This window comes from Bacillus paramobilis (assembly GCF_038096195.1).
GTDB lineage: Bacteria > Bacillota > Bacilli > Bacillales > Bacillaceae_G > Bacillus_A > Bacillus_A mobilis.
The window spans coordinates 3545958-3569395 of sequence record NZ_CP151108.1 but is presented as its reverse complement, the minus strand read 5'-3'; the positions used below and the strand labels follow the sequence as shown (position 1 = coordinate 3569395).

Below are 23438 nucleotides of genomic sequence, written 5' to 3'. Positions count from 1 at the left end.
GTAGGGATGTTATGAGTAAGTTTACAGTAGCTTCTAATGGTTCATTAGAAACGACATTAAGAGGAGTAGAAGTATTATCAACACCACTTTTAAATAAAGGGGTCGCTTTCACGCAAGAAGAGAGAGAAGAATTAGGTTTAAAAGGGTTGTTACCTCCAGCAGTTTTAACGTTAGAAGAACAAGCACGCCGAGCATACGAGCAATTTTGTTCTCAGCCGGATGATTTATTAAAGAATGTATACTTAACAGCGTTGCATGATCGAAATGAAGTGTTATTTTATCGTATATTAACAAATCATTTACGTGAAATGTTACCGATTGTATATACACCAACTGTTGGTGTAGCAATTCAAAGATATAGTCATGAATATCGTAAACCACGTGGTGTGTATTTATCAATTAACGATCCGTCAGGTATTGAAGAAGCATTCGCCAATATCGGTGCAACAGCAGAAAATATTGATTTAGTCGTTGTAACAGATGGAGAAGGCATACTTGGAATTGGTGACTGGGGCGTTGGTGGTATTAACATCGCAATCGGAAAATTAGCTGTTTATACGGCTGCGGTTGGAATCGATCCTAGTCGTGTATTACCGGTAATTCTAGACGTAGGTACAAATCGTGAAGAACTATTAAATAATCCATTTTATATTGGAAATCGTCACCCTCGTATAACTGGTGAAGCTTACGATGAGTTTATTGATACGTTTGTACAAGCGGTAAATAAGCAATTCCCGAAAGCACTATTACATTGGGAAGACTTTAGTTCTCGAAATGCACGAAAAATTTTAGATAAATATCGTCATGATATTTGTACATTTAATGATGATATTCAAGGTACAGGTGCAGTTTCCCTTGCTGCTGTATTATCGGCAGTGAAAGCTTCAGGTGTACCGTTAAGTGAACACCGCGTTGTTGTGTTTGGTGCTGGGACGGCTGGGATCGGTATCGCAGATCAAGTTAGAGATGCAATGGTCCGCGTAGGCGTATCAGAAGAAGAATCATATAAGCGTTTCTGGTGTATTGATCGTAACGGGTTAGTTACAGATAATATGGAAGATCTTCTTGATTTCCAAATGCCGTATGCACGAAAAGAAGTGGAAGTAAGTGAGTGGAAACAAAATGATGTGATCGGACTTGCTGAAGTTGTGAAACATGTAAAACCGACAATTTTAATTGGTACATCAACGGTTGCAGGAGCATTTAAAGAAGAGATTATTAAAGACATGGCTTCTCACGTAGAAAGACCAATCATTTTACCAATGTCGAATCCGACGCCACTTGCTGAAGCGAAACCAGCTGATCTAATCGAGTGGACAGAAGGAAAAGCATTAGTAGCAACAGGAAGTCCATTTGAACCAGTTACATATAACGGTGTAACGTATGTGATTGGACAATCAAATAATGCACTTATTTTCCCAGGGCTTGGCCTTGGAACAATTGTTGTACGTGCAAGCGTCATGACGGATGGAATGTTCGCAGCAGCTGCTGAAGCGGTTGCAAGCATGGTAGACACAAGTCAGCCAGGAGCACCTATTTTGCCAGAAGTTGAAGAGTTACGTAATATCTCGGAAATGGTTGCAATTGAAGTAGCGAAAGTTGCTGTTGCAGAAGGTGTTGCTAGAGAGAACTTAAGTGATAATGATATCAAGATTGCAGTGAAAGAAGCAATTTGGGAGCCGGAGTATCGCCAAATAAAAGCGGTAGAAAAGGTTAGAATATAGAAATAAAGCCCGTTTATTATATAAGCGGGCTTTCACTTTTACTACTGACAAAAAGTATAGGAAGTGGCACCTTTGAATTGGAATCAGTTATGGAAGAAAGATATATCCCTTTTAATTATATTAATGGTAGTTGTTCCGATTGCTGGAGAGCTTAATTTTCATCCTTTTAACGATACGTTTCGTGTTAGCTTTGGGACACCGCTTTTCTTCTTTTTATTACTATTTTTAAGAAGAATACCAGCAGCGGCTGCAGGTATCCTTGTTGGTATATGTGTCGTTTTATTCCGTGTATGTGTTGACTGGGTTTTGCAAGGTTCATTTCATATGACAGAATCATTTTATTTGCGTTATCCCGTGTTCTTTTATTATTTTATTTATGGAAGTCTTTTTTCACTTTGTAGGGTAAATAAGTTTCATCAGAAACCAATCGTTATTGGATGCCTTGGAATTACAATTGAAATTATCGCAAGTATGTCAGAACTAGCGATTTATCATATGGTAGTACTCGGTACAACGATAACAGTTTCTGAAGTAAATAAACTTATCATTATTGCTATTTTCCGTAGTTTCTTTGCACTTGGCTTTTTAAATATGATGATTTTATATGAAACGAAATTAAAAGAGTCACAAGTTCGAAAAGAAAATGAAAAAATGTTCATGCACCTTTCAAATTTATATGTTGAATCTGTTCACTTGAAAAAAACGTTACAAAATGCAGAGTTGATTACACAAGAAGCATATCAACTATATCGAAACTTACAAGCGGACGATGATCTCAGTAGTAAAACAGCATTGAAAATAGCAGGAGAAGTGCACGAAATAAAAAAGGATAATCAAAGGATTTTTGCAGGATTATCTAAACTGTTATTAGATAAAAATGTGGCTGAGTATGTAGAAGGTCATGAGCTTACAGAAATGATTGTAAGAATAAATGAGAAATATGCTGAAATGCTAGGGAAAGATATACGTTTTTCTAAACATATAGAAGGTGAACATGCTGCATATCACGTGTATACAGTGCTATCAATCTTTAATAACTTAGTCGCCAATGCAGTGGAAGCAATTGAAGATAGAGGTCTCATTCGTATTCAGCTATATAAACGAGATCAACATGTAATCTTTGAAGTAATTGATGATGGACCTGGTATTGCACAAAAGTATAAGAAATTAGTATTTAAGCCCGGGTTTACTTCCAAGTATGATCAAACGGGAACACCGTCAACAGGTATTGGGCTTTCTTACATACACGAAATGGTAACAGAGCTCGGCGGAGAAGTAACGTTAGAAGACAATGAAACTGAAAAAGGGTGTAAGTTTATCGTTTGTTTACCGGAGTGCAGTTTAAAGCAGGAAGGGGAATAGGTTTGTTTTATTATATCGTAGATGATGATGAAGTTTTCCGTTCGATGCTTTCGCAAATTATTGAGGATAGTGATCTTGGGGAAGTAATTGGAGAATCGGAAGATGGAGCTTTTGTTGAAGCAGAACAGCTAAATTATAAAAAAGTGGATATTTTATTTATTGATTTACTCATGCCGATGAGAGATGGCATTGAAACAGTTCGCCAAATAGCGTCTTCATTTACTGGAAAAATTATTATGATTTCTCAAGTTGAATCGAAACAGCTCATTGGTGAAGCGTATACACTTGGTGTAGAATATTATATTACGAAACCACTAAACAAAATAGAAGTAGTATCTGTTGTACGAAAAGTGATGGAGCGTATTCGTTTGGAACGTTCTATATATGACATTCAAAAATCATTAAATAATGTGTTTCAGTGGGAAAAGCCGCAAATGCGTAGTGAAACAATGCAAGAAGGAAAAAAGATATCAGATTCAGGACGCTTCTTACTAGCAGAACTCGGTATTGCGGGAGAGAATGGCAGTAAAGATTTACTTAGTATGCTGGAATATTTATATGGACAAGAAAAGGCGCAAACATTTGAATTTGGATTTCCTGCGTTAAAAGACATTTTTCACCAAATCACATTAAAAAAATTAGATCATATAGCTTCGGATGCAGATATAGATAAAGAGAGAAAAGCATCTGAACAACGTGTAAGAAGAGCGATTTATCAATCATTGAATCATTTAGCTTCTCTTGGACTAACAGACTTTTCAAATCCAAAATTTGAGAGCTATGCCCCGAAGTTTTTTGATTTCACTGTAGTGAGAAAACGGATGACAGAAATGACAAAGGAAGAATTTGCAGTTTCAGGTCATACGCGGATAAACACGAAAAAGTTTATTCAAGTGTTGTATTTTGAAGCGAAACGGTTGATGGAGATAGAGTGAAGAAGGTGCTTATAAATAAGCATCTTTTTTTGTTCAATCAACATTTTATATTTTCTCGTTCAGCATGTAAAATGTTAAGTAAGAGAAAATGGTTTTACATTAAGGAAGTGTCAAAACAATGAGTTTTACATTAAATAAATCAATTATAAAAGAAGTATGCGGAGAGACCTCCTATAAAAGAGGCGAAGCTTATTATAAATCAAATAAAGTAATTGTGAATCATTATGATGAAGCGAAAGAAATTTGTGAGGCGACGGTAAAAGGGAATGTAGATTTTCATGTTACAGTAGAAAAAGCTAAAAAAGGTGATGTAGTTGCGAGATGTAGTTGTCCTTCATTAGCGTCTTTTCAAACGTACTGTCAACATGTTGCGGCCGTCCTTATACAGATAAATTATAACCAGCAAACGGGTGGCATGCTCCCTGCTAGTAGTGAAAATATGAGCGGAAATGATCAATTAACGAATGGGATGTTTCAGTTGTTTGCAGACAAACCACTGCGGCCAAAAAGTAAACAACACCGTTTTGATACACGTGAAATATTAGATGTTGCGTTTATATGTTCACCAGTAGCGACGAAAAGTGGTGGGGCCCTTCTTGGAATTCAGTTAAAACTTGCGAAAACATATTATATAAAGCATATTAGAGAATTTCTTTCTAAAGTGGAGAAAAGAGAGACTTTTCATTGTTCCAATGAATTTACATATACGCCAGATGTACACAGTTTTAAACAAGAAACGGACGCGATTATACAACAACTCATTAAAATATATCATAACGAAAAAATGTATGAAGATGCGTTAGAAGTACATGCGAAACAAGATGAAGGTATGATATTCATACCGCCATCTTCATGGAAAGATATGCTCTCTTCACTTTATAAAGTTGAGTATGTACAGCTGAAACAACATGAGCAACTGTTTCATGGCTTACAAATTTCAAACGGTTTATTGCCATTACATTTTGAGTTTACGAAAGGAAATAATGGTGGATTCACACTTCATATAGACGGCCTAAATCGTGTTCAAGTTATGGAAATGTATAACAACGCTCTTTACGATGGGAAATTATATCATTTACCTATGGAAGATTGTATGCGACTTATTGAATTGCAAAAGATGATGAGTCGCTCAAATAGCAATCAGTTCTATATTCCTGAAAATAAGATGGAACATTTTGTAGCGAAAGTTGTGCCAGGATTAATGAAACTGGGAACGGTACGCATTGATGAAGTAATATCAGATCGTGTTGAAACGCCGTCGCTAAAAGCAAAACTGTATTTAGATCGAGTGAAAAATCGTTTGTTAGCAGGTCTTGAATTTCATTATGGAAACGTCATGATCAATCCGTTAGAAGAAGACGGACAGCCGTCTGTTTTTAATCGTGATGAGAAAAAGGAAAAAGAGATTTTAGACATTATGAGTGAAAGTGCCTTCGCGAAAACAGAAGGTGGTTACTTTATGCATAATGAAGAGGCTGAGTATAACTTTTTATATCACGTCGTTCCGTCGTTAAAAGGCTTGGTTGACATTTATGCGACGACAGCAATTAAATTACGTATTCATAAAGGGGATACAGCACCACTTATTAGAGTGAGAAGAAAAGAAAGAATTGATTGGTTATCATTTCGTTTTGATATAAAAGGAATACCAGAAGCGGAGATTAAAGGTGTATTAGTCGCTCTTGAAGAGAAACGCAAATATTACCGATTAGCGAATGGTTCTTTATTATCACTAGAGAGCAAAGAGTTTAATGAAATTAATCAGTTTGTAAAAGAATCAGGTATTCGAAAAGAATTTTTACACGGGGAAGAAGTGAATGTTCCGCTTATTCGGAGTGTAAAATGGATGAACGGACTTCACGAAGGTAATGTTTTAAGTTTAGATGAGTCTGTTCAAGATTTAGTGGAAAGCATTCAAAATCCGAAAAAATTAAAGTTTACAGTGCCAAATACTTTACATGCTGTAATGAGAGAGTATCAAGTATACGGATTTGAGTGGATGAAGACACTCGCCTATTACCGCTTTGGCGGTATTTTAGCAGATGATATGGGACTTGGAAAAACGCTGCAAAGTATTGCTTACATAGATTCTGTGTTGCCTGAAATTCGAGAAAAGAAACTACCTATATTAGTCGTTTCACCGTCCTCTCTTGTTTATAATTGGTTTAGTGAATTGAAAAAATTCGCCCCGCATATTAGAGCGGTTATTGCAGATGGAAATCAAACGGAGCGGCGAAAAATATTAAAAGACATAGTGGAATTTGATGTCGTAATTACGTCATATCCATTACTGAGAAGAGATATAAGATCGTATGCGAGGCCGTTTCATACACTGTTTCTTGATGAAGCACAGGCGTTTAAAAATCCTACAACCCAAACTGCAAAAGCAGTGAAAACAATTCAAGCTGAATATCGTTTCGGGCTAACGGGAACGCCTGTAGAAAATTCATTAGAAGAGCTATGGTCTATCTTCCATGTCGTATTTCCGGAATTATTACCAGGAAGAAAAGAATTCGGTGATTTAAGGCGCGAAGATATAGCGAAGCGCGTAAAACCTTTCGTATTAAGACGATTAAAAGGGGACGTATTACAGGAGCTTCCAGATAAAATAGAGCATCTACAATCATCGGAGTTGTTACCAGATCAAAAGAGATTGTATGCTGCGTATTTAGCGAAATTAAGGGAAGAAACGTTAAAACATTTAGACAAAGATACGTTACGCAAAAATAAAATTAGAGTTTTAGCGGGATTAACAAGATTACGCCAAATTTGTTGTCACCCTGCTTTGTTTGTTGATGATTATAAGGGCAGTTCAGCTAAATTTGAACAACTGTTAGAGATTTTAGAGGAATGTAGAAGTACAGGGAAGAGAATTCTTATCTTTTCTCAATTCACGAAGATGCTTTCCATTATTGGCCGTGAGTTAAATCGTCAAGCAATTCCATACTTTTATTTAGACGGAAATACCCCTTCGCAAGAACGTGTAGAGCTATGTGATCGGTTTAATGAAGGGGAAGGGGATCTATTTCTCATCTCTTTAAAAGCTGGTGGTACTGGTCTTAACTTAACGGGTGCTGATACGGTTATATTATACGATTTATGGTGGAATCCAGCTGTTGAACAACAAGCAGCAGATAGGGCATATCGAATGGGACAAAAAAATACGGTACAAGTTATTAAATTAGTGGCTCACGGCACAATTGAGGAAAAGATGCATGAACTGCAAGAGAGTAAGAAAAATTTAATCGCTGAGGTGATTGAGCCGGGAGAAGAGAAATTATCTTCTATTACGGAGGAAGAAATACGAGATATTCTAATGATTTAATATGAAAAAGCTATGCTTTCAAATTTATGAGAGCATAGCTTTTTGTTGTAATAATAATATTTTGTTTTGAACAAAGTAAAGAAATAAGACACTATTTATTTTACTTCTTTGTACCTTTACTTTTGTAGGGCTTTGCAGCTGCTTTTTTCTTTGCACTTGATTGCCAACGATTCCATCCTTTACTTCCTGTACCTTGTCCTACACCTTTTTTCGGTTTTGCTTTCGTTTTACTCATATGATCACTCCGTTATATAAAAATCTTATTTAATAATAGTCAATGATTTAGAACATACTCTTTATAAATGACTATGATTGCTTTAAGTAAAAATAAACTGCTTGAATGCTATAGTATAACACGAATTTGCACGTAAACTGAAAGGAATTACAAAGAAAATGAAAATAATACGAAATACTGCGGATTCTATATTTCGAACGATTACATTACTTGTTGTGTATATGTTAGTTTCGGTTAGTGAAACATTTTTTGGATTGACAAGACAGAAGAAGTAAAGACGTTATATTGAAAACAATCAATAAAGCCGTAAAATAAAGAATTGAAAAATATTTTTTAATTTTTGTTGACTTTCTTTATTTTTTGTATAGAATAATCATTAATAAAATGTTTCAGAGATGTGACAACAAAACGACTATGAAAGGACGAGTAGTAGTAGGATGTAGTCTAAGCGAGTCAGGGGTGGTGTGAGCCTGATACGAAGCCTATTATGAAGAACCTCCTGGAGTTGCTAACCGAAATCCTTTACAGGAAAGTAGACTTAGCCGGGAACTTCGCCGTTACAAGAAGAACAGTATCGAGATATTTCATCTCCGTATTGTATAAGTGAGCAACCTCTGTTGCTAATTTGGGTGGTACCGCGGAACCAAAGTCTTTCGTCCCAGTTTTTTGGGAAAGAAGGGCTTTTTTTGTTGGCTTCTTTTCACAACATCCAAACATTTTAGGAGGAAACCACCATGTATCAATCATTAATGACAGTAAGAGAGACTCAAATCGCAATTAAGGAAGTTAAAACATTTTTTGAGGATCAATTAGCAAAACGCCTTGAACTATTCCGCGTATCTGCACCATTATTCGTAACGAAAAAATCAGGATTAAACGATCACCTAAACGGTGTAGAACGTCCAATTGAATTTGATATGTTACATTCAGGAGAAGAATTAGAAATTGTTCATTCACTAGCGAAGTGGAAAAGATTCGCATTACATGAATACGGCTATGAAGCTGGTGAAGGTTTATATACAAACATGAACGCAATCCGTCGTGATGAAGAACTTGATGCAACACATTCCATTTACGTTGACCAATGGGATTGGGAAAAAATCGTTCAAAAAGAATGGCGTACTGTAGATTACTTACAAAAAACAGTACAAACAATTTATGGAATATTCAAAGATTTAGAAGATCACTTATTTGAAAAATATCCGTTCCTTGGAAAGTATTTACCAGAAGAAATCGTGTTTGTTACTTCTCAAGAACTAGAAGATAAATATCCAGAATTAACACCGAAAGATCGTGAACATGCGATTGCGAAAGAACACGGTGCAGTTTTCATTATCGGAATTGGTGATGCACTTCGTTCAGGTGAAAAGCATGACGGACGCGCAGCTGATTATGATGATTGGAAATTAAACGGTGACATTTTATTTTGGCACCCAGTATTACAATCTTCATTCGAATTATCATCAATGGGAATTCGTGTTGATAGTAAATCACTTGATGAACAATTAACGAAAACAGGTGAAGACTTCAAACGTGAGTACGATTTCCATAAAGGTATTTTAGAAGACGTTTTACCATTAACAATTGGCGGTGGTATTGGACAATCAAGAATGTGCATGTACTTCTTACGTAAAGCACATATCGGTGAAGTGCAATCTTCTGTATGGCCTGATGATTTACGTGAAGCTTGCAAGAAAGAAAACATTCATCTGTTTTAATAGAAGCGAGAGAGGATAGCTCAAAGAGTTATCCTCTCTTTTTTATTGTGTAAACGAATGGTTTACAGTGAATTTTACTAATGGTTTCTTTCTTCTATATCTCTTTTTGTGTAATAATTTGTTAAAGGAGGGGACGTTATGAGCTTAGGAGAACAGTTAAAAAAACTACGAGAGTCAAAGGGATTTTCACAAGAGGATATTGCTAAAAAGATTGGTGTAACGAGGCAAGCGGTATATAAATGGGAAAATGATAAAAGTTGCCCTGATATTGAAAATTTAATTTTATTGAGCGAATTGTATAATGTTACGCTCGATGAGTTAATAAAAGGGAACCGAAATTTAAAAGAGAAAATACATATTGATGAAGATGAGGATTTTGAGAAAGAGAATGAGTTTGGTTTTTATATTGGGTTTGGTTTGTTAATTGTGAGTGCTTTCGTTGATTATGAAGGAATGCAAGAGATTTTATTAGGAATTGCACTATTCATGATGGTTTTTTACTCTGACGTGAAGAAAGTTATTTTGAATGAGTTCCAATCGTTTTTTAATAGAAAAGATATATATGATAAGAAGTGAGAAGAGTCCGTTATATTTCCTAGGAAAGAGTATAACAAGTAATTGAATTGTTTTATACTAATTTTGGGATGTTGATAGTATGTTAAAAAGTTCAAACAAGCATAACCCCGTTCTAAAGCTAGGACGGGGTTGAAAATCTAAGCTTTATTAAGCGTAAAGTTCTTTCAAATATTTTTGCTTCAGTAAAACATTACTTATTTATTACCGAGTTCTTCCGCTAAACCGATTAAAATTCCTTCCGTTCCACGAATGTAGCAGAGTCGATACGAGTCCTCGTACTGAACTACTTCGCCAACGAGCTGAGCACCATGCTTCTTAGTAAGTCTGGATACCATTTCGTCAATGTCTTCAACGGTGAACATGACGCGTAAATAACCGAGGGCATTTACAGGAGCTGTCCGGTGATCTGCAATAGTAGGTGGTGTGAGAAATCGAGAAAGTTCAATTCGGCTATGGCCATCTGGAGTCACCATCATAGCAATCTCTACGGACTGAGAACCGAGTCCAGTTACGCGACCAGCCCATTCACCTTCGACAGTAGCGCGTCCTTCGAGTTTTAATCCAATCTCTTCGAAGAAAGAGATTGCGTTATCAAGAGATTCTACAACGATGCTGACATTATCCATTCTTAGTAATCTGTTGTTTGCCATAGTCTTTATCTCCTTTATATGTATAAATTTATTATCTAACTATCCTCATAATTATACTAAAATCTCCTATAAACAAAAAACACCTTGTCACAGTGTAGGAAAAAATGACAAGGTGTTTTCGGGTATAGAATAAACATTTTGTTAACAAACAAAACCTCGGAAACCTTCTACTACTGATATACGCATGAACTTTATTTCGTGAATGCTATTATTGTAAGAATTTGGTAATGTAGTTTCTATTCGATAATATAACTTCGACTTCCCCGCAAAATATTCCCATCCTATTTCTATTAATATAGGAAGGAAATAGATTTATATAATTTATTTTAAGTTTTACTGGTGGAAATTAACTCATCTGCACTAAAGGCTCAATTTTCGCCATAAATGATTGATGCAGTGCCTCGACACCTGTTACTAAATGAAGGCGGTCAATAACAACTGATACTTTAATTTCTGATGTACTTACCATTTTAATATGAATATCTTCTTCTTTTAAAGTAGTGAACATATTCGCAGCAACACCTGGATTAGAGACCATACCAGATCCTACAATTGATACTTTTGCTAAATGATTTTCATATTCTACAGATTCATATTGTAATGTTTCTTGATGTTGTTCTAATACCTCTAATGTTTCTTTTAAATCATTAGAATGGATTGAGAAGGAGAGATGAACAGTTCCTTCATTTGTAATACTTTGAATGATGATATCTACATTAATATGTGCCGCTGCTAATGTAGAGAAAACTGTTGAAAGTGCACCTTGTTCCAAACCTTTCATTGTGACGCGTGTAATATTATCTTCAAATGCAATACCTTTAACGATTGATTGTTGTTCCATGTTACATTCTCCTTTTACAATTGTTCCATTTTCTTGTTCCATACTTGAGCGAACTTCTAACATGACATTATGATTTTTAGCAAATTCAACAGCACGAGGGTGTAATACACCAGCACCGAGATTCGCTAGTTCTAACATTTCATCATAAGAAATTTCATCTAATTTATAAGCATCTTTTACAACTCGTGGGTCCGTCGAATAAACACCGGTCACATCCGTGTAAATATCGCATTTTTTTGCTTTCAGTGCAGCAGCTAATGCAACAGCAGTTGTATCAGAACCACCGCGGCCAAGCGTTGTAATTTCATGGTTTTCACTGATTCCTTGGAAGCCAGCTACAATAACAATCGTGCCTTCAGTAAGATAAGACTGAATTCGATCTGTATGAATGTCAGTAATCCGTGCACTGCTATGTACAGATTCTGTCGTAATACCAGCTTGCCATCCTGTTAATGAAATTGCGTTATAACCTTTTGCTTGTAGTGCCATCGTTAATAATGAAATAGTTACTTGTTCTCCTGTAGATAGAAGCATATCCATTTCACGTTTACTTGGATTTTCTGTAATAGCGTTAGCAAGTGCGACAAGTTCATCTGTACTTTTTCCCATTGCCGAAACGACAGAGACGATACCATGTCCTCGTTCATATTCTTCAATAATTAAATTTGCTACATGTTGAATACGCTCAGCACTTCCGACAGAAGTGCCACCAAATTTTTGTACAATCGTTTCCATTACGAATTCCTTCTTTCATCCATTTTTAAGAATAGATTAGGACATATATAAATCCCAACATTCCTGTAGTTACCAGAAAAAACAAAAAACACCATCTCAAATAAGTGAGGATGGTGCTGTTACAGGAAAAGGGAAACAGAAAACGGAGCTAATAAAAAAACCGCCAAAAAAGGAATATCATAAAAATGATATCTCTTTTTTGTAGATAGCTCTTCATACATACACTTCTGTACATATGACAGTTCTGTTTCTATTCGAAAACAGCCCCAATCGATAAATGCAGAGAAAATTATCGATTTCGGCAATACTTCCTTTCATCTAATTTCATAGACATCTCTGTGTCTCCATTAGAATAATCATAAGTATCGCAACCTCTATCTCACGTTTTAGGCGAGAGTGTTTGATTTATAAAGTTGTTGGTAACATTTGTTTTATAATAATTTAAATTTTTCGGGGAATCAAGTGTTTTGTATAAATTTTAAAAATTCTTTCTTTTCTTAAAGGAGTTTGTGAAAAGTGTAGCAAAATAAATTCATAGCATGTACATTAAATTTATAGTGCACTGGAGGTGGAAGAATGAAGGGGAAAAAGCCTATTTATGTTTCGGCAGAAATGAAAACGACAATGGAGAAATTATGGGAATATACGCAAGAACCAGATATACATACAGAATGGGATGCTCGTTTTACGGAAATTTCATATTTAGAGAAAAAAGAAGGAGAACCACAGAAGTTTTTATATAAAACAAAAATTGGATTTGGACTTGAAATAGCTGGTGAAGGGGAATCGATAGGTGAAATAAGAAAAGAAATAGGTGAACGTATTTCTTCTTTAAAATTTTGGACAGACAATCAATTATCACTTATTCAAATAGGGCGTGGTTATTGGAAGTATACCCCCCGTAAAGAACACATTCATTTTGAGACACAATATGATTATGATACGAGGTTTGGTCGTATAGGGAATGTAATAGATTTCTATATGTTTCGGCCGTTATTAGGTTGGGCGACTGCTTGGAGTTTTGATGCTTTAAAGTTATGGTTAGAAAAGGGACTTCATCCTAGATTACTAATTAGAAGAACAATGACATATTGGCTCGTGTGTTTATTAATTGCCTTTGTATGGATGTATCAAGGGATAGTGCCGAAACTAGTGTTTACTCATTCAGAAGAAGTAAAAATGTTGTCTGTGACAATTGGTTCAACTGCACATAGTATTTTTCTAGTTAAAATAATTGGATTGCTAGAAATTATTTTTGGTGTCCTATGGCTGTTGCCATTTCCAAAACGAAAAGTATTTATCGTACATATTTTTATGTTAATAGCCTTAACGATAGCGGCGGGTTTTACGAATATCGTAAGCTTTACAGAGCCGTTTAATCCAATTACATTAAACGTTCTACTTATGGGGTTATCGATTGTCGGTTATATAAATAGTTCTGATTTACCGAGTGCAAAAAATTGCAAGAGGAAGAGAAAGGAATAATGTATGGCTAATATGTATGAAAGACTATTAGGGGGTTCTTATAAAAAACTTCATCCGAAATTACAGAAACGCTATGAGATCACGGAAGAAAATAGCTTTACTGGAGAAGGAGAAATGGATGAAATTTACGGTGGTTCTTTTTTCGTAAAATTAATATTAAAAATTGCATCGAAGTTTAGAATGTTTTTCTCTGAGCGGGGGAAGGAAGTGCCATTTACAATACATAATACCGCTGAGCGAGATGAACATGGAAATGAACTAGTAAGGTGGAATCGTACTTTTTATTTCCATAATAAGAAAAGATATTTTAATGCCGTTATGCAGTTGGATGGAGAGAATAATGAAATTGTAGATTGTTTTGGTGAACCGCACTTACTTGTTTCTACATTGAATTTTCATATTGATGAGATGGGGGCAATGCATATTTCTTCAAAGAAACAATGGTTTTATATGTTTGGAAGAAAAATTCCGTTACCAAAGTTTTTGTATGGCGAAGCAAAAATTGTAGAAAGTTATGATGAAACGCAACAATGCTTTCGAATTCATGTACAAGTACGCAATCCGTTAATCGGTTCATTATTTTCATATAAGGGAACATTTGTGGAGAGGAAATAAATGATATGAAAAATATAATAGTTGGGCTTGCTTGTTATATTGTTTTTCTAATATGTGAGTGGACAAATGTAAACCCAGTTGAAGCAATTATATTATTATCTATTTTGTTATTTATACCGATGTCATTTTGCATCATTGATAAGAAAACAAGAAATGGATCATATGTATTCTTTTATAAACTGGTATCGCTGTTATATCCAATCGCAGCAATTAGTGCAACGCTAGCTTTCGTAACAAATCACTATTTCTTTGCTTTACTTTGGTTTGTATATACAGGAATTGTTGCGTTATTTGGTGTAAGTAGATTACTAGAAAGAGGATGGAAACCGTTAGAAGAGACGGCTATCGATAGTGCGTTTATGTATTTGTTTTTAGGTGGTTTCTGGTTTTTTGCTTCAGTAGCAAAACTTTCCATTATGCATTTTAGTTCTGACATTGTGTTACTCACAGCTGCACACTTTCATTATTCAGCATTTCTATTGCCATTATCAGTCGGTTTAATTGGGAGAAAAAGAGAAAAGAGAAGTAAAGTATATGATGCTATTATGTTTATCATCGTCATTTCACCTATGACAGTTGCAATAGGAATTACGTACTCAAGAGTATTTGAATTTTTTGCAGTATTCCTATATTTATGTGCGATTTATGGTTATGGGATTTATGTTTGGCGCACGAAATTTAATGCTATCAGTGCAAAGGTTCTTCTGATCATATCGTCTAGCACACTCATGGTAACAATTATGTTTTCACTTATATATTCATATGGGAATTTGAAACATGTACTGACGATTACAATTGCTCAAATGGTTTGGATTCACGGTGTTGTCAATGGAATTGGAGTAGCGTTACCAGCATTTGTCGGCTGGATGATTGAAAAGAGTGCTTCGAATTATAAATATTACGGGAAACCAATGAGCAGGTTAAGAGGAAATACGACAGTTGGGGAAGCATTTTTACATAACAGACATTTAATAGATAGCAAGGAATACAAAGGTTTAGTTGATAATATGAATGATTTTCATAGTGAGGCATTTGATATGGCGAAGATTCCTTTAAGTATTACTCGGTTTTATGAAAATACAAAAGAGTATGAGTTACAATCGCATATTAAATGGGCTCGGTGGTTCCACCCGGTTGCATTTTGTTATGAGAAAATGAGTAAGCGTGTAGGACAAATACATTTAGGAATGGGCGGCAAGTGGGAAACGATGCAAGGCTCTATCATTGGGATAATAGATGCGAAGGATGGAAGAGAGAATGTAAGGGCTTGGCTAAGAAAAAATGAAGCAGGAGAATCTATATTTGTAGCTCTTTACTCAAAGCATACATATAGGAACGAGACATATATGAATATTGCATTACCTTTATCATATTCGAATATGACGGGGGTTTTGAAATTATGTAATAAGAGTAATGATTTAATTATTACTAGTAAGCTAAGAGAAAACGGTAAGGGAGATGAGGGTATTTATTTACATACTCGTTTCTTTACAATACGTTTACCGTTAGCAGAGACTTTTATTATGAAAGAGAGCACGGATCACATATTAGAAGCTAATCATAGAATGTGGATACTTGGAGTTAAGTTTTTAGAAATTGATTATGAGATTAAGAAAATAGAGGAGAAGTAGGAAAAGCTTGGAGAGATTCCAAGCTTTTTTATGTATGCGTAATTGTCATAGCAACTTGTTTATCTAAGTCTCGGTCCCAAACGCGTTGAATTTCAAACGTACCTTTTTCAAAAAATAATGGGAATCTCTCTTTAAACCAATCTTGCATAGGAAGATTTAGTGCTTCATCAATTGGTACCCATAATAATTCGCCCTCAGGAGGATTCATAAGAAGTTCACCATCAAATGAGTCTGTCCAATAATTAAATACCATATATCGAACATTTTCTTTCGGATTTACGTATTCATCTAATCCCTTAAAACTTAGATTTGAGACAAGTAATCCAGTTTCTTCTTTTACTTCTCGTTTAGCAGCTTTAACGATACTTTCTGGGAAATCTACTTTACCGCCAGGAGCGATATAACCAGGGAAACCTAGACGATCGGGGCGCTGTATTAGCAATACTTCGTTATTCCGCTGAATCATACACATCGTGTAAATACGGTGTTCTATATCTTTCCAATTGTTGCTCATACGAATCTCTCCTCTTATAAAACCTTATAGTTTTTAACTATAGTTATATATGACAAAAAATACAATAATAATACAAAATTATACAAATTACAATTGACTATTACTAATTTTCAGAACTATAATTAGTCTGTTACATAAATACATTGTACTTGAGAGGGGAATATATTCTATGAAAAATAGAATAATCGCAGCAGGAGTAATTGCAGCTAGTATATTATCTTATTCATCTAGTAGTTTCGCACAAACAAAAAAATTTCCAGATGTCCCAGCTAAACATTGGGCAGAAGATTCTATTTACTATTTAGTAGATAAAGGTGCAGTTAAAGGTAACGATAAAGGAATGTTCGAGCCTGAAAAAGAAATCACTCGTGCAGAAGCAGCTACAATGATGGCTCAAATCTTAAACTTACCAATCGATAAAAATGCTAAACCATCTTTCGGTGATTCTCAAAATGAGTGGTATACTCCATTCATCGCAGCTGTAGAAAAAGCTGGTGTTGTTAAAGGGAAAGGACCAGGTGTATTTGATCCAACTGGGAAAATTGATCGAGTTTCAATGGCCTCTCTTATTGTAGAAGCTTACAAATTAGATTCTAAAGTAAATGGTACTCCAGCAACTAAATTCAGTGATTTAGAAAAAAGTTGGGGTAAAGCAAAAGCTAACATCCTAGTTGAATTAGGGATTTCTGTTGGGACTGGTGACAGATGGGAGCCAGAAAAAATTCTAACTAAAGCAGAGGCAGCTCAATTTATTAAAAAAGCAGATTCTCTTAAAATAGGAAATCCTTTAGTAGAACAGATGATTATTATTGATCCTGGTCATGGAGGAACAGATCCTGGGAAAGCGACACAAGGATTACATGAAAGTGATATTGTATTAGATACATCTAAAAGATTACAAAGTTTAATAGAGAAACAAACTCCATTCCGTGTGATGTTAACACGTGAAACAGATATTCGTCTTGGTGAAAAACAAGGAGAAGACCTTAAAAATCGTGTGGATTTCGCGAAGGAACATAATGGAGATATTTTTGTAAGTATCCATGCAAATGCTTCTCAAAAACATGATGGACATGGAACAGAAACTTTTTATTATAAAGGATCTGAAAAGAAAGAATTAACTGAGCGTGAAAAAGATAGTTATATGTTAGCTGATAAAATACAAAAACGATTAGTTAAAGCTCTAGATACAAGAGATCGTGGTGTGAAACCAGAAGACTTTTATGTACTAAGAGAAAATGAGATGCCAGCAGTATTAACGGAGCTAGCATTTTTAGATAACAGCGAGGATTATGAGAAGTTAGCTTCAGAATCTGGAAGACAAATAGCCGCTGAGGCAATTTATGCGGGTATTTTAGATTATTATGAGTGGAAAGGTTTTGATGTTTCAAAATCTCGTTTAACGAAATAACAATATTGATTGCTAAGCCCATCGTCTATATAGAGGTGGGCTTTTTATCCCGCTATTTGTCGCGCAACCCGATTGGTGGGGGTTGATTAAAGCTCAATTTATGTAAGTTTGTGTAATTTTGTATCGGAATAAAAAGATATATCGTATTATACTAATTATGAATAAAATAATGGTAGATTAGTTTATTTTTATCACGTATACTTTTACTGTTGACTAATTAAGAGTTTGTTAGTTTAATAGGGAAAATTATACGATAAAGGGAGGCAAGTTAACACGGGACAAGTATATACATAACGTGTTAAAAAATTTATGAAAAAAGTTATTTCTAATGTGTTAGCAGTGACAGTCGCACTTCAAGTAGTGATGGCTCCAGCAACTTCGTTTGCATCTACAAAAGAATTTCCAGACGTTCCGAAAGATCATTGGGCACTTGAAGCGATTAATGATTTAACGTCAAAAGGGGTTATTGCAGGGTACGATAATGGTAAATTTGGCTTTGGAGATGTTGTAACTCGTGAGCAAGTAGCAGCATTAATGTATCGTGCATTAAAACCAGAAGCAAAAACTGATTATAAAAATCCATACTCTGATATTAGTGCAGGAACGACGATGTTCCAAAAAGAAATTTTGGCATTAACAGATATGGGGATTTTTGTAGGTGATGGTAAAGGAACATTTAGACCGAAAGAATCGTTAACTCGTGCTGAGATGTCTGTTATTTTGCAAAAAGCATTTAAATTAGAAGTAAAAGCACCACATACATTTAATGATATAGATGCAGCGCATTGGTGGGCAAAAGAGGCAATTAGTGCATTGCAATCCAATGGTGTAGCAGCAGGGAATAACCTTGGAGGATTTGACCCATCAGGTGTATTAACACGTGAGAGCTATGCACAATTATTATATAAAGCGATGCAAATTAAAAAGGATGTTCCTGTTGAACAGCCTTCATATATTAATCTAGATGTGACATTACCATCTAACGTAACGGCACTAGAGATTGATGAGTTTATTAAAAATTCCCATGCAGATAGTCCGCTTATTGGAACTGGTAAAGATTTTATTCAAGCACAAAATGAGTATGGTGTGAGCGCATTATACTTAGCTGCACATGCAATCTTAGAATCTGGTTATGGTAAATCAGAAATTGCATATCGTAAACATAATTTATTTGGTTTAAGAGCATATGATTGGGATCCATTCGCACATGCAAAATATTTACCGTCATACAAGGAAAGTATTTCGTATAATGCTGATTATGTAAGAAAGAACTACTTAGAAGACGGTGCTGATTATTTCCGCGGCTACACATTACCTGCTATGAATATTAAGTATGCAACAGATATGGAATGGTCTAGAAAAATTGCTAATATTATGGAGCGAATTAAACCGTTTAACAAGAAAGATTATGAAAATGTAAAACGATTACCGAAAAATCCTAATACATTAAATGTAAATGCATTAGGCGAAGCGATTCCATATAAAGAGTATGCAAAAGATGCAACAGCTACTGTTCAATTAGTAGGCTCTTACTATCAAGTACCATATTCATTTGGCTATACAATTAAGAGTGTACCAAATGTTACACAAAATGAAGTTGGAAAATTAGAAAATGGTAAGAAAGTAAATGTATATCGTGAAGATCCAAACGGCTGGGTAGAATTTTCATTTGAAAATGCTCAAGAAAAGTATTGGACATTGAAGAAGAACTTAAAATTATAAATAAAAAAGGTGTTTTCATTTATGAAAACACCTTTTTATATTTTTACCAATAATTTAACAGTTTCATATATAATTATAAGTGTCAAAGATTGAATTTTCTGTTTTATATTTAGTGTTAACTTAATTTGAAAAGAGGAGAGAAGTATGCAAGGAGAAATACGAACAGAGAAACATGTAAGTTATGTCGGTAAATTGTTATTGCCAGTTAAAGCGTCACCACATTTTAAATTTTTGTGGATCGGGCAATTACTTTCGACTTTAGGTAGTTCGATAACGATGGTTATTTTGCCAGTCGTTGTGTATTCATTGACTGGTTCAACAGTTGTAATGGGAATGACTATGGCAATGTACATGCTTCCTAATATTCTTGCGTTACCGTTTGCTGGATTAGTCGTAGATCGAATTGATCGGGTGAAATTAATGTTATTTACAGATATAATTCGTTGCATATTAATGCTATTACTTGCAACGCTTATATTTATGGACGTTTTAACAATTCCACTTCTATACGTACTCGTAGCGTTATATGGGCTTATGGAAGGGATATTTCAGCCAGCATATGCGGCTGTAAGGGCGAAAGTATTTGTACCGGAAATTCGAAATGCAGCTAATGCATTAACGCAAATGAGTAATCAAGGTATACGACTAATTGGGCCGGCTCTTGGAGGATTGATTGTTTCAGTTGCATCTGCCGGAATAGGATTTGGACTGGATGCAGTAACATATTTGCTATCATTTTTATGTTTAATATTTTTAAGAGAAATAAAGTTTAAAAAAGTAAAAACCATTGAAAAGAGACAAATCGATTACAAACAAGAGTTTATGGAAGGTGTTTTCATTTTAAAAAGTCATCCGTGGCTATGGATTACAATTTTAGTTTTTTCTTTCATCAATATTTGTTATGCAGGAATTATCGTCGTATTAATTCCGTGGTTATTTAATGTTCATCATCATTTTGAAGCATACGTGTATGGATTAGGGATGGCATCCTCTGGTGTTGGAGCTGTAATTGCCGCGCTAATATTTGGCGGGAGAGAACGGTGGCATAAGCGGGGATTACTTGCCTATGGTGGTGTTTTAATAAGTGGTTGTGCGCTTTTAATAATGCCGTTTATTGCCTCGGCACCTGGTTTAATTGTATTAATGGCAATTGAAGGGTTCGGTATGATGATATTTGGACTCATTTGGGAAACAAGTTTACAAGAGCTTGTGCCAGAAGAAGCATTTGGAAGAGTGGCAAGCCTTGATATGCTAGGTTCATTTGCTTTATTGCCACTAGGTTATGTGGTTGTAGGATGGTTAGCTACGGTCATAGGTGGCGAAATAACGATCATAACACTAGCTATATTAGTGCTTGTAACAATTGGAGTAGCATTATGTGTACCAAGTATTCGACGATTTGATTGATGATATAAGGGAAAGGAGAATAACTTATATGATTATAGAAAACTTGAACGATATAGTAGCAAAGGAATTGGACAGCCAATACACTTTGCAGGAAAAGATCTTTGAAGCAAAAAATTTCACAGTCTATATTGCTACCCATAGAGAAAATAAGCTAGCAAATAACCAACTAGTATTAATAAAACATTTTTGTAACGAAAAGCCTTCCGTACATATTTGGCATAAGAAAATTAGCACTGATGCAACAAAACTGGATATCACAAAAGAAGTGACAGAAGCAATTCAATCTGGTTTTGTAAATGAAGAGTAAGCCCTAATCAAATTAGGGCTTACTCTTCATTAAATACAAATGTTTGTTTCATTTGTTTCCCTTCATTTACCGGATGACCGTTGTAAGAGAAATTCTTTTCTTCCCAAGTGATGACGACTTTGAAATTGTGGCTGTTAAAATCTAAAGGGAATACGATGTAGTCAAAGCTCGTCTGATTTTTTGAAACGTTGCTATTTAGAAAAGTAGGATTAAAAGTAGCTTTAGAGGTAGGGGTGTTATCAACTATTTCTACAGCTACGTTTGACACATCGTTGCCGATGTTTTTTACGAGTAAGCGATATGTATCGTATACACCTTGTTTTGTCTGCACTGCTTGCTTGTTTGCGTTATGGGATTTATCAATTTCGATATACCACTGTTTTGACTTTGATTCAATTGGTAGTGATTGAAATGTGTATGCACCAGCTTGTATTGGTAGTGCTAAACAGATTAGTGCAAAGAGAGAAAATATTTTTCGTTTCATTTTTAGAGAGCTCCCATTCTGTAACGGATTTATTTATTATTATTTTCTTTTTGTGAAAGGGTATACCATATAATGTAAGAGTTCGTTTTGTGAATATCGGATTAGGAGTCATTATCTTAGTTGTTACGCTTATACTTAGTGTTAGTACAGCTTTTTCCCAACAAGAAAGCCGATCGCCTTTAGGCATAGAATGAAAGGGAAGCTGGATCCGGAATGCTACTAAAAATCGTAAGGTCCGTGGTAATTTAAGTATCCAAAGTATAGGTAGTTTCTTCAGGTTTTTTGTTTAATTTTTCCGAAATAAATGATTATAGAAGAGTGTTTCAAAGTATTGGTTGAAGGGATATGTAACGAGTTTGATATGGTTAGTATCGCAATGTTATGTGATACTAATCGCGTTCATTTGTTTTTAAGTACACGGACAATCACTCCTTAGCCCTGCGAATATAATGAGAAAATAAAATGAGTGACATCAAAATGTTTGAGAGCAGAATGCCCTCATTAGAACGTTAAATAGTATATTCAATATATTTAGGGGATTAGAGGAAAAAGCTGTGTAGAGGCCATACTACACAGCTTTTTTCGTACGTCTGACTTTAGGATAACCAATTAAGCTTGTTTAATTGTTACGTATACGTACTTCTGTTTCACTATCAAAAAAATGTGCTTTTGTTAAACTAAAGGCTACTGAAAGCTTATCGCCAGCTTTCAGTTCTGATCGAGCATTAATTCGTGCGACAAAACTTTGATTTTCAAGTTTTCCATGTATCATAGTCTCAGCACCTAATAATTCAGCAACTTCAATATTAATTTCGACAGTTGAATCGGGAGAAGATTGAAGGACAATTGGTTCATCGTGAATGTCTTCTGGACGAATACCGAGTATAAGTGTTTTTTGGTTGTATCCCTTTTTCTGCAATTTTTTTAATTGTCCTTCTGGTACTTTAAAACGAATGTTTTCTATATGAAAATAGTTATCTTTTAATGTTCCAGTAAAAAAATTCATGGCCGGAGAACCAATGAATCCGCCAACAAAAACATTCTCAGGAGTATCATAGACTTCTTTTGGTGTACCAACTTGTTGGATGATACCATCTTTCATCACAACAAGGCGTGATGCCATTGTCATTGCTTCCGTTTGGTCATGTGTTACATATATAGTAGTTGTGTTTAAACGACGATGAAGCTTAGAAATTTCTGAACGCATACTTATACGTAATTTAGCATCTAAATTGGATAGAGGCTCGTCCATTAAGAATACTTTTGCGTCACGAACGATAGCTCTTCCTAATGCAACACGCTGTCGCTGCCCGCCCGATAATGCTTTTGGTTTTCGCTTTAAATAATCTTCAAGACCTAATATTTTTGCCGCCTCAGTTACGCGATGATTAATTTCATCTTTTGGTAGTTTTCGTAATTTTAAACCAAACGCCATATTATCGTAAACAGACATATGTGGGTATAGTGCATAATTTTGAAATACCATTGCAATGTCACGATCTTTTGGAGCGACATCATTCATAAGTTTACCATCAATATAAAATGAACCATTAGAAATATCTTCTAAACCTGCAATCATACGTAGAGTAGTTGATTTTCCACAACCAGAAGGACCAACAAATACAATAAATTCTTTATCTTGAATATGTAAATTAAAATCAGAAACAGCAGTTGTTTTATTATCATATAATTTGAAAATATGATCTAATACGAGTTCGGCCATTATACATCACCCCTATTTTTATAATTAACTGAATTATA

Annotated in this window: 19 protein-coding genes, 1 riboswitch and 1 other annotated feature; of the genes, 13 read left to right on the top strand and 6 right to left on the bottom strand. The window is 35.0% G+C overall.

Annotated elements, in window-relative coordinates; translation table 11 throughout:
• Positions 1 to 11: 11 nt before the first annotated feature.
• The 4 genes from malS to AABL52_RS18130 all read left to right on the top strand — a co-directional run bounded on the left by malS (position 12) and on the right by AABL52_RS18130 (position 7346).
• Entirely contained in the window at positions 12 to 1724 is a 1713-nt protein-coding gene (gene malS, locus AABL52_RS18145) for an oxaloacetate-decarboxylating malate dehydrogenase (protein ID WP_341518128.1), read from the top strand.
• A gap of 63 nt (positions 1725 to 1787) precedes the next feature.
• Complete coding sequence (locus tag AABL52_RS18140) at positions 1788 to 3086, top strand: sensor histidine kinase (RefSeq protein WP_341518127.1); 1299 nt, start codon at positions 1788 to 1790, stop codon at positions 3084 to 3086.
• Between the two features lie 2 nt (positions 3087 to 3088).
• Positions 3089 to 4021 carry a response regulator gene (locus tag AABL52_RS18135; RefSeq protein WP_341518126.1) on the top strand — a complete coding sequence of 311 codons (933 nt, stop codon included), beginning with the start codon at positions 3089 to 3091 and terminating at the stop codon, positions 4019 to 4021.
• A gap of 118 nt (positions 4022 to 4139) precedes the next feature.
• Positions 4140 to 7346: an SNF2 helicase associated domain-containing protein gene (locus tag AABL52_RS18130; RefSeq protein WP_341518125.1), complete on the top strand. Its 3207-nt coding sequence runs from the start codon at positions 4140 to 4142 to the stop codon at positions 7344 to 7346.
• Positions 7347 to 7446: 100 nt separating this feature from the next.
• Here AABL52_RS18130 and AABL52_RS18125 read toward each other — a convergent pair whose 3' ends face one another.
• Positions 7447 to 7581, bottom strand: a complete 135-nt coding sequence (locus AABL52_RS18125) for a DUF3934 domain-containing protein (protein WP_000047588.1) — start codon at positions 7579 to 7581, stop codon at positions 7447 to 7449.
• A 405-nt stretch (positions 7582 to 7986) separates the two neighbouring features.
• Positions 7987 to 8245, top strand: a binding site (T-box leader).
• A 70-nt stretch (positions 8246 to 8315) separates the two neighbouring features.
• On the opposite strand from AABL52_RS18125, the gene asnA reads away from it, so the two are divergent.
• Positions 8316 to 9299, top strand: coding sequence for an aspartate--ammonia ligase (gene asnA, locus AABL52_RS18120; protein ID WP_341518124.1), 984 nt, complete (start codon positions 8316 to 8318; stop codon positions 9297 to 9299).
• Positions 9300 to 9437: 138 nt separating this feature from the next.
• Positions 9438 to 9875, top strand: a complete 438-nt coding sequence (locus AABL52_RS18115; RefSeq protein WP_098258142.1) for a helix-turn-helix domain-containing protein — start codon at positions 9438 to 9440, stop codon at positions 9873 to 9875.
• A gap of 194 nt (positions 9876 to 10069) precedes the next feature.
• On the opposite strand, the gene AABL52_RS18110 is transcribed toward AABL52_RS18115, so the two are convergent.
• On the bottom strand, positions 10070 to 10525 hold the full coding sequence (locus tag AABL52_RS18110) for a VOC family protein (protein ID WP_341518123.1): 456 nt from the start codon (positions 10523 to 10525) through the stop codon (positions 10070 to 10072).
• Between the two features lie 346 nt (positions 10526 to 10871).
• The gene (locus AABL52_RS18105) at positions 10872 to 12101 is read right to left on the bottom strand and encodes an aspartate kinase (protein WP_341518122.1); all 1230 of its coding nucleotides are present in this window, start codon (positions 12099 to 12101) and stop codon (positions 10872 to 10874) included.
• Positions 12102 to 12299: 198 nt separating this feature from the next.
• Positions 12300 to 12486, bottom strand: a riboswitch (Lysine riboswitch).
• Positions 12487 to 12677: 191 nt separating this feature from the next.
• Between AABL52_RS18105 and AABL52_RS18100 the strand changes: the two genes are divergently transcribed.
• The 3 genes from AABL52_RS18100 to AABL52_RS18090 are packed head-to-tail and all read left to right on the top strand — an operon-like array spanning position 12678 to position 15832.
• Entirely contained in the window at positions 12678 to 13586 is a 909-nt protein-coding gene (locus AABL52_RS18100) for a DoxX-like family protein (protein ID WP_341518121.1), read from the top strand.
• Between the two features lie 3 nt (positions 13587 to 13589).
• Positions 13590 to 14201: a DUF4166 domain-containing protein gene (locus tag AABL52_RS18095; RefSeq protein WP_341518120.1), complete on the top strand. Its 612-nt coding sequence runs from the start codon at positions 13590 to 13592 to the stop codon at positions 14199 to 14201.
• Between the two features lie 5 nt (positions 14202 to 14206).
• On the top strand, positions 14207 to 15832 hold the full coding sequence (locus AABL52_RS18090; RefSeq protein WP_098258138.1) for a YndJ family protein: 1626 nt from the start codon (positions 14207 to 14209) through the stop codon (positions 15830 to 15832).
• A 28-nt stretch (positions 15833 to 15860) separates the two neighbouring features.
• Here AABL52_RS18090 and AABL52_RS18085 read toward each other — a convergent pair whose 3' ends face one another.
• Positions 15861 to 16346 carry an 8-oxo-dGTP diphosphatase gene (locus AABL52_RS18085; RefSeq protein WP_000070003.1) on the bottom strand — a complete coding sequence of 162 codons (486 nt, stop codon included), beginning with the start codon at positions 16344 to 16346 and terminating at the stop codon, positions 15861 to 15863.
• A 169-nt stretch (positions 16347 to 16515) separates the two neighbouring features.
• Between AABL52_RS18085 and AABL52_RS18080 the strand changes: the two genes are divergently transcribed.
• The 4 genes from AABL52_RS18080 (at position 16516) to AABL52_RS18065 (ending at position 21193) form a co-directional block, all read left to right on the top strand.
• Entirely contained in the window at positions 16516 to 17757 is a 1242-nt protein-coding gene (locus AABL52_RS18080) for an N-acetylmuramoyl-L-alanine amidase (RefSeq protein ID WP_341518119.1), read from the top strand.
• Positions 17758 to 18066: 309 nt separating this feature from the next.
• Entirely contained in the window at positions 18067 to 19479 is a 1413-nt protein-coding gene (locus AABL52_RS18075; protein ID WP_341518118.1) for an S-layer homology domain-containing protein, read from the top strand.
• 144 nt (positions 19480 to 19623) lie between these two features.
• On the top strand, positions 19624 to 20886 hold the full coding sequence (locus AABL52_RS18070) for an MFS transporter (RefSeq protein ID WP_341518117.1): 1263 nt from the start codon (positions 19624 to 19626) through the stop codon (positions 20884 to 20886).
• Positions 20887 to 20914: 28 nt separating this feature from the next.
• Positions 20915 to 21193: a hypothetical protein gene (locus tag AABL52_RS18065; protein WP_016134127.1), complete on the top strand. Its 279-nt coding sequence runs from the start codon at positions 20915 to 20917 to the stop codon at positions 21191 to 21193.
• A 19-nt stretch (positions 21194 to 21212) separates the two neighbouring features.
• Here the strand turns inward: AABL52_RS18065 and AABL52_RS18060 are convergent, their stop codons facing one another.
• Entirely contained in the window at positions 21213 to 21677 is a 465-nt protein-coding gene (locus tag AABL52_RS18060; RefSeq protein WP_016134128.1) for a hypothetical protein, read from the bottom strand.
• Positions 21678 to 22296: 619 nt separating this feature from the next.
• Positions 22297 to 23400, bottom strand: a complete 1104-nt coding sequence (locus tag AABL52_RS18055; RefSeq protein WP_341518116.1) for an ABC transporter ATP-binding protein — start codon at positions 23398 to 23400, stop codon at positions 22297 to 22299.
• Positions 23401 to 23438: the final 38 nt, after the last annotated feature.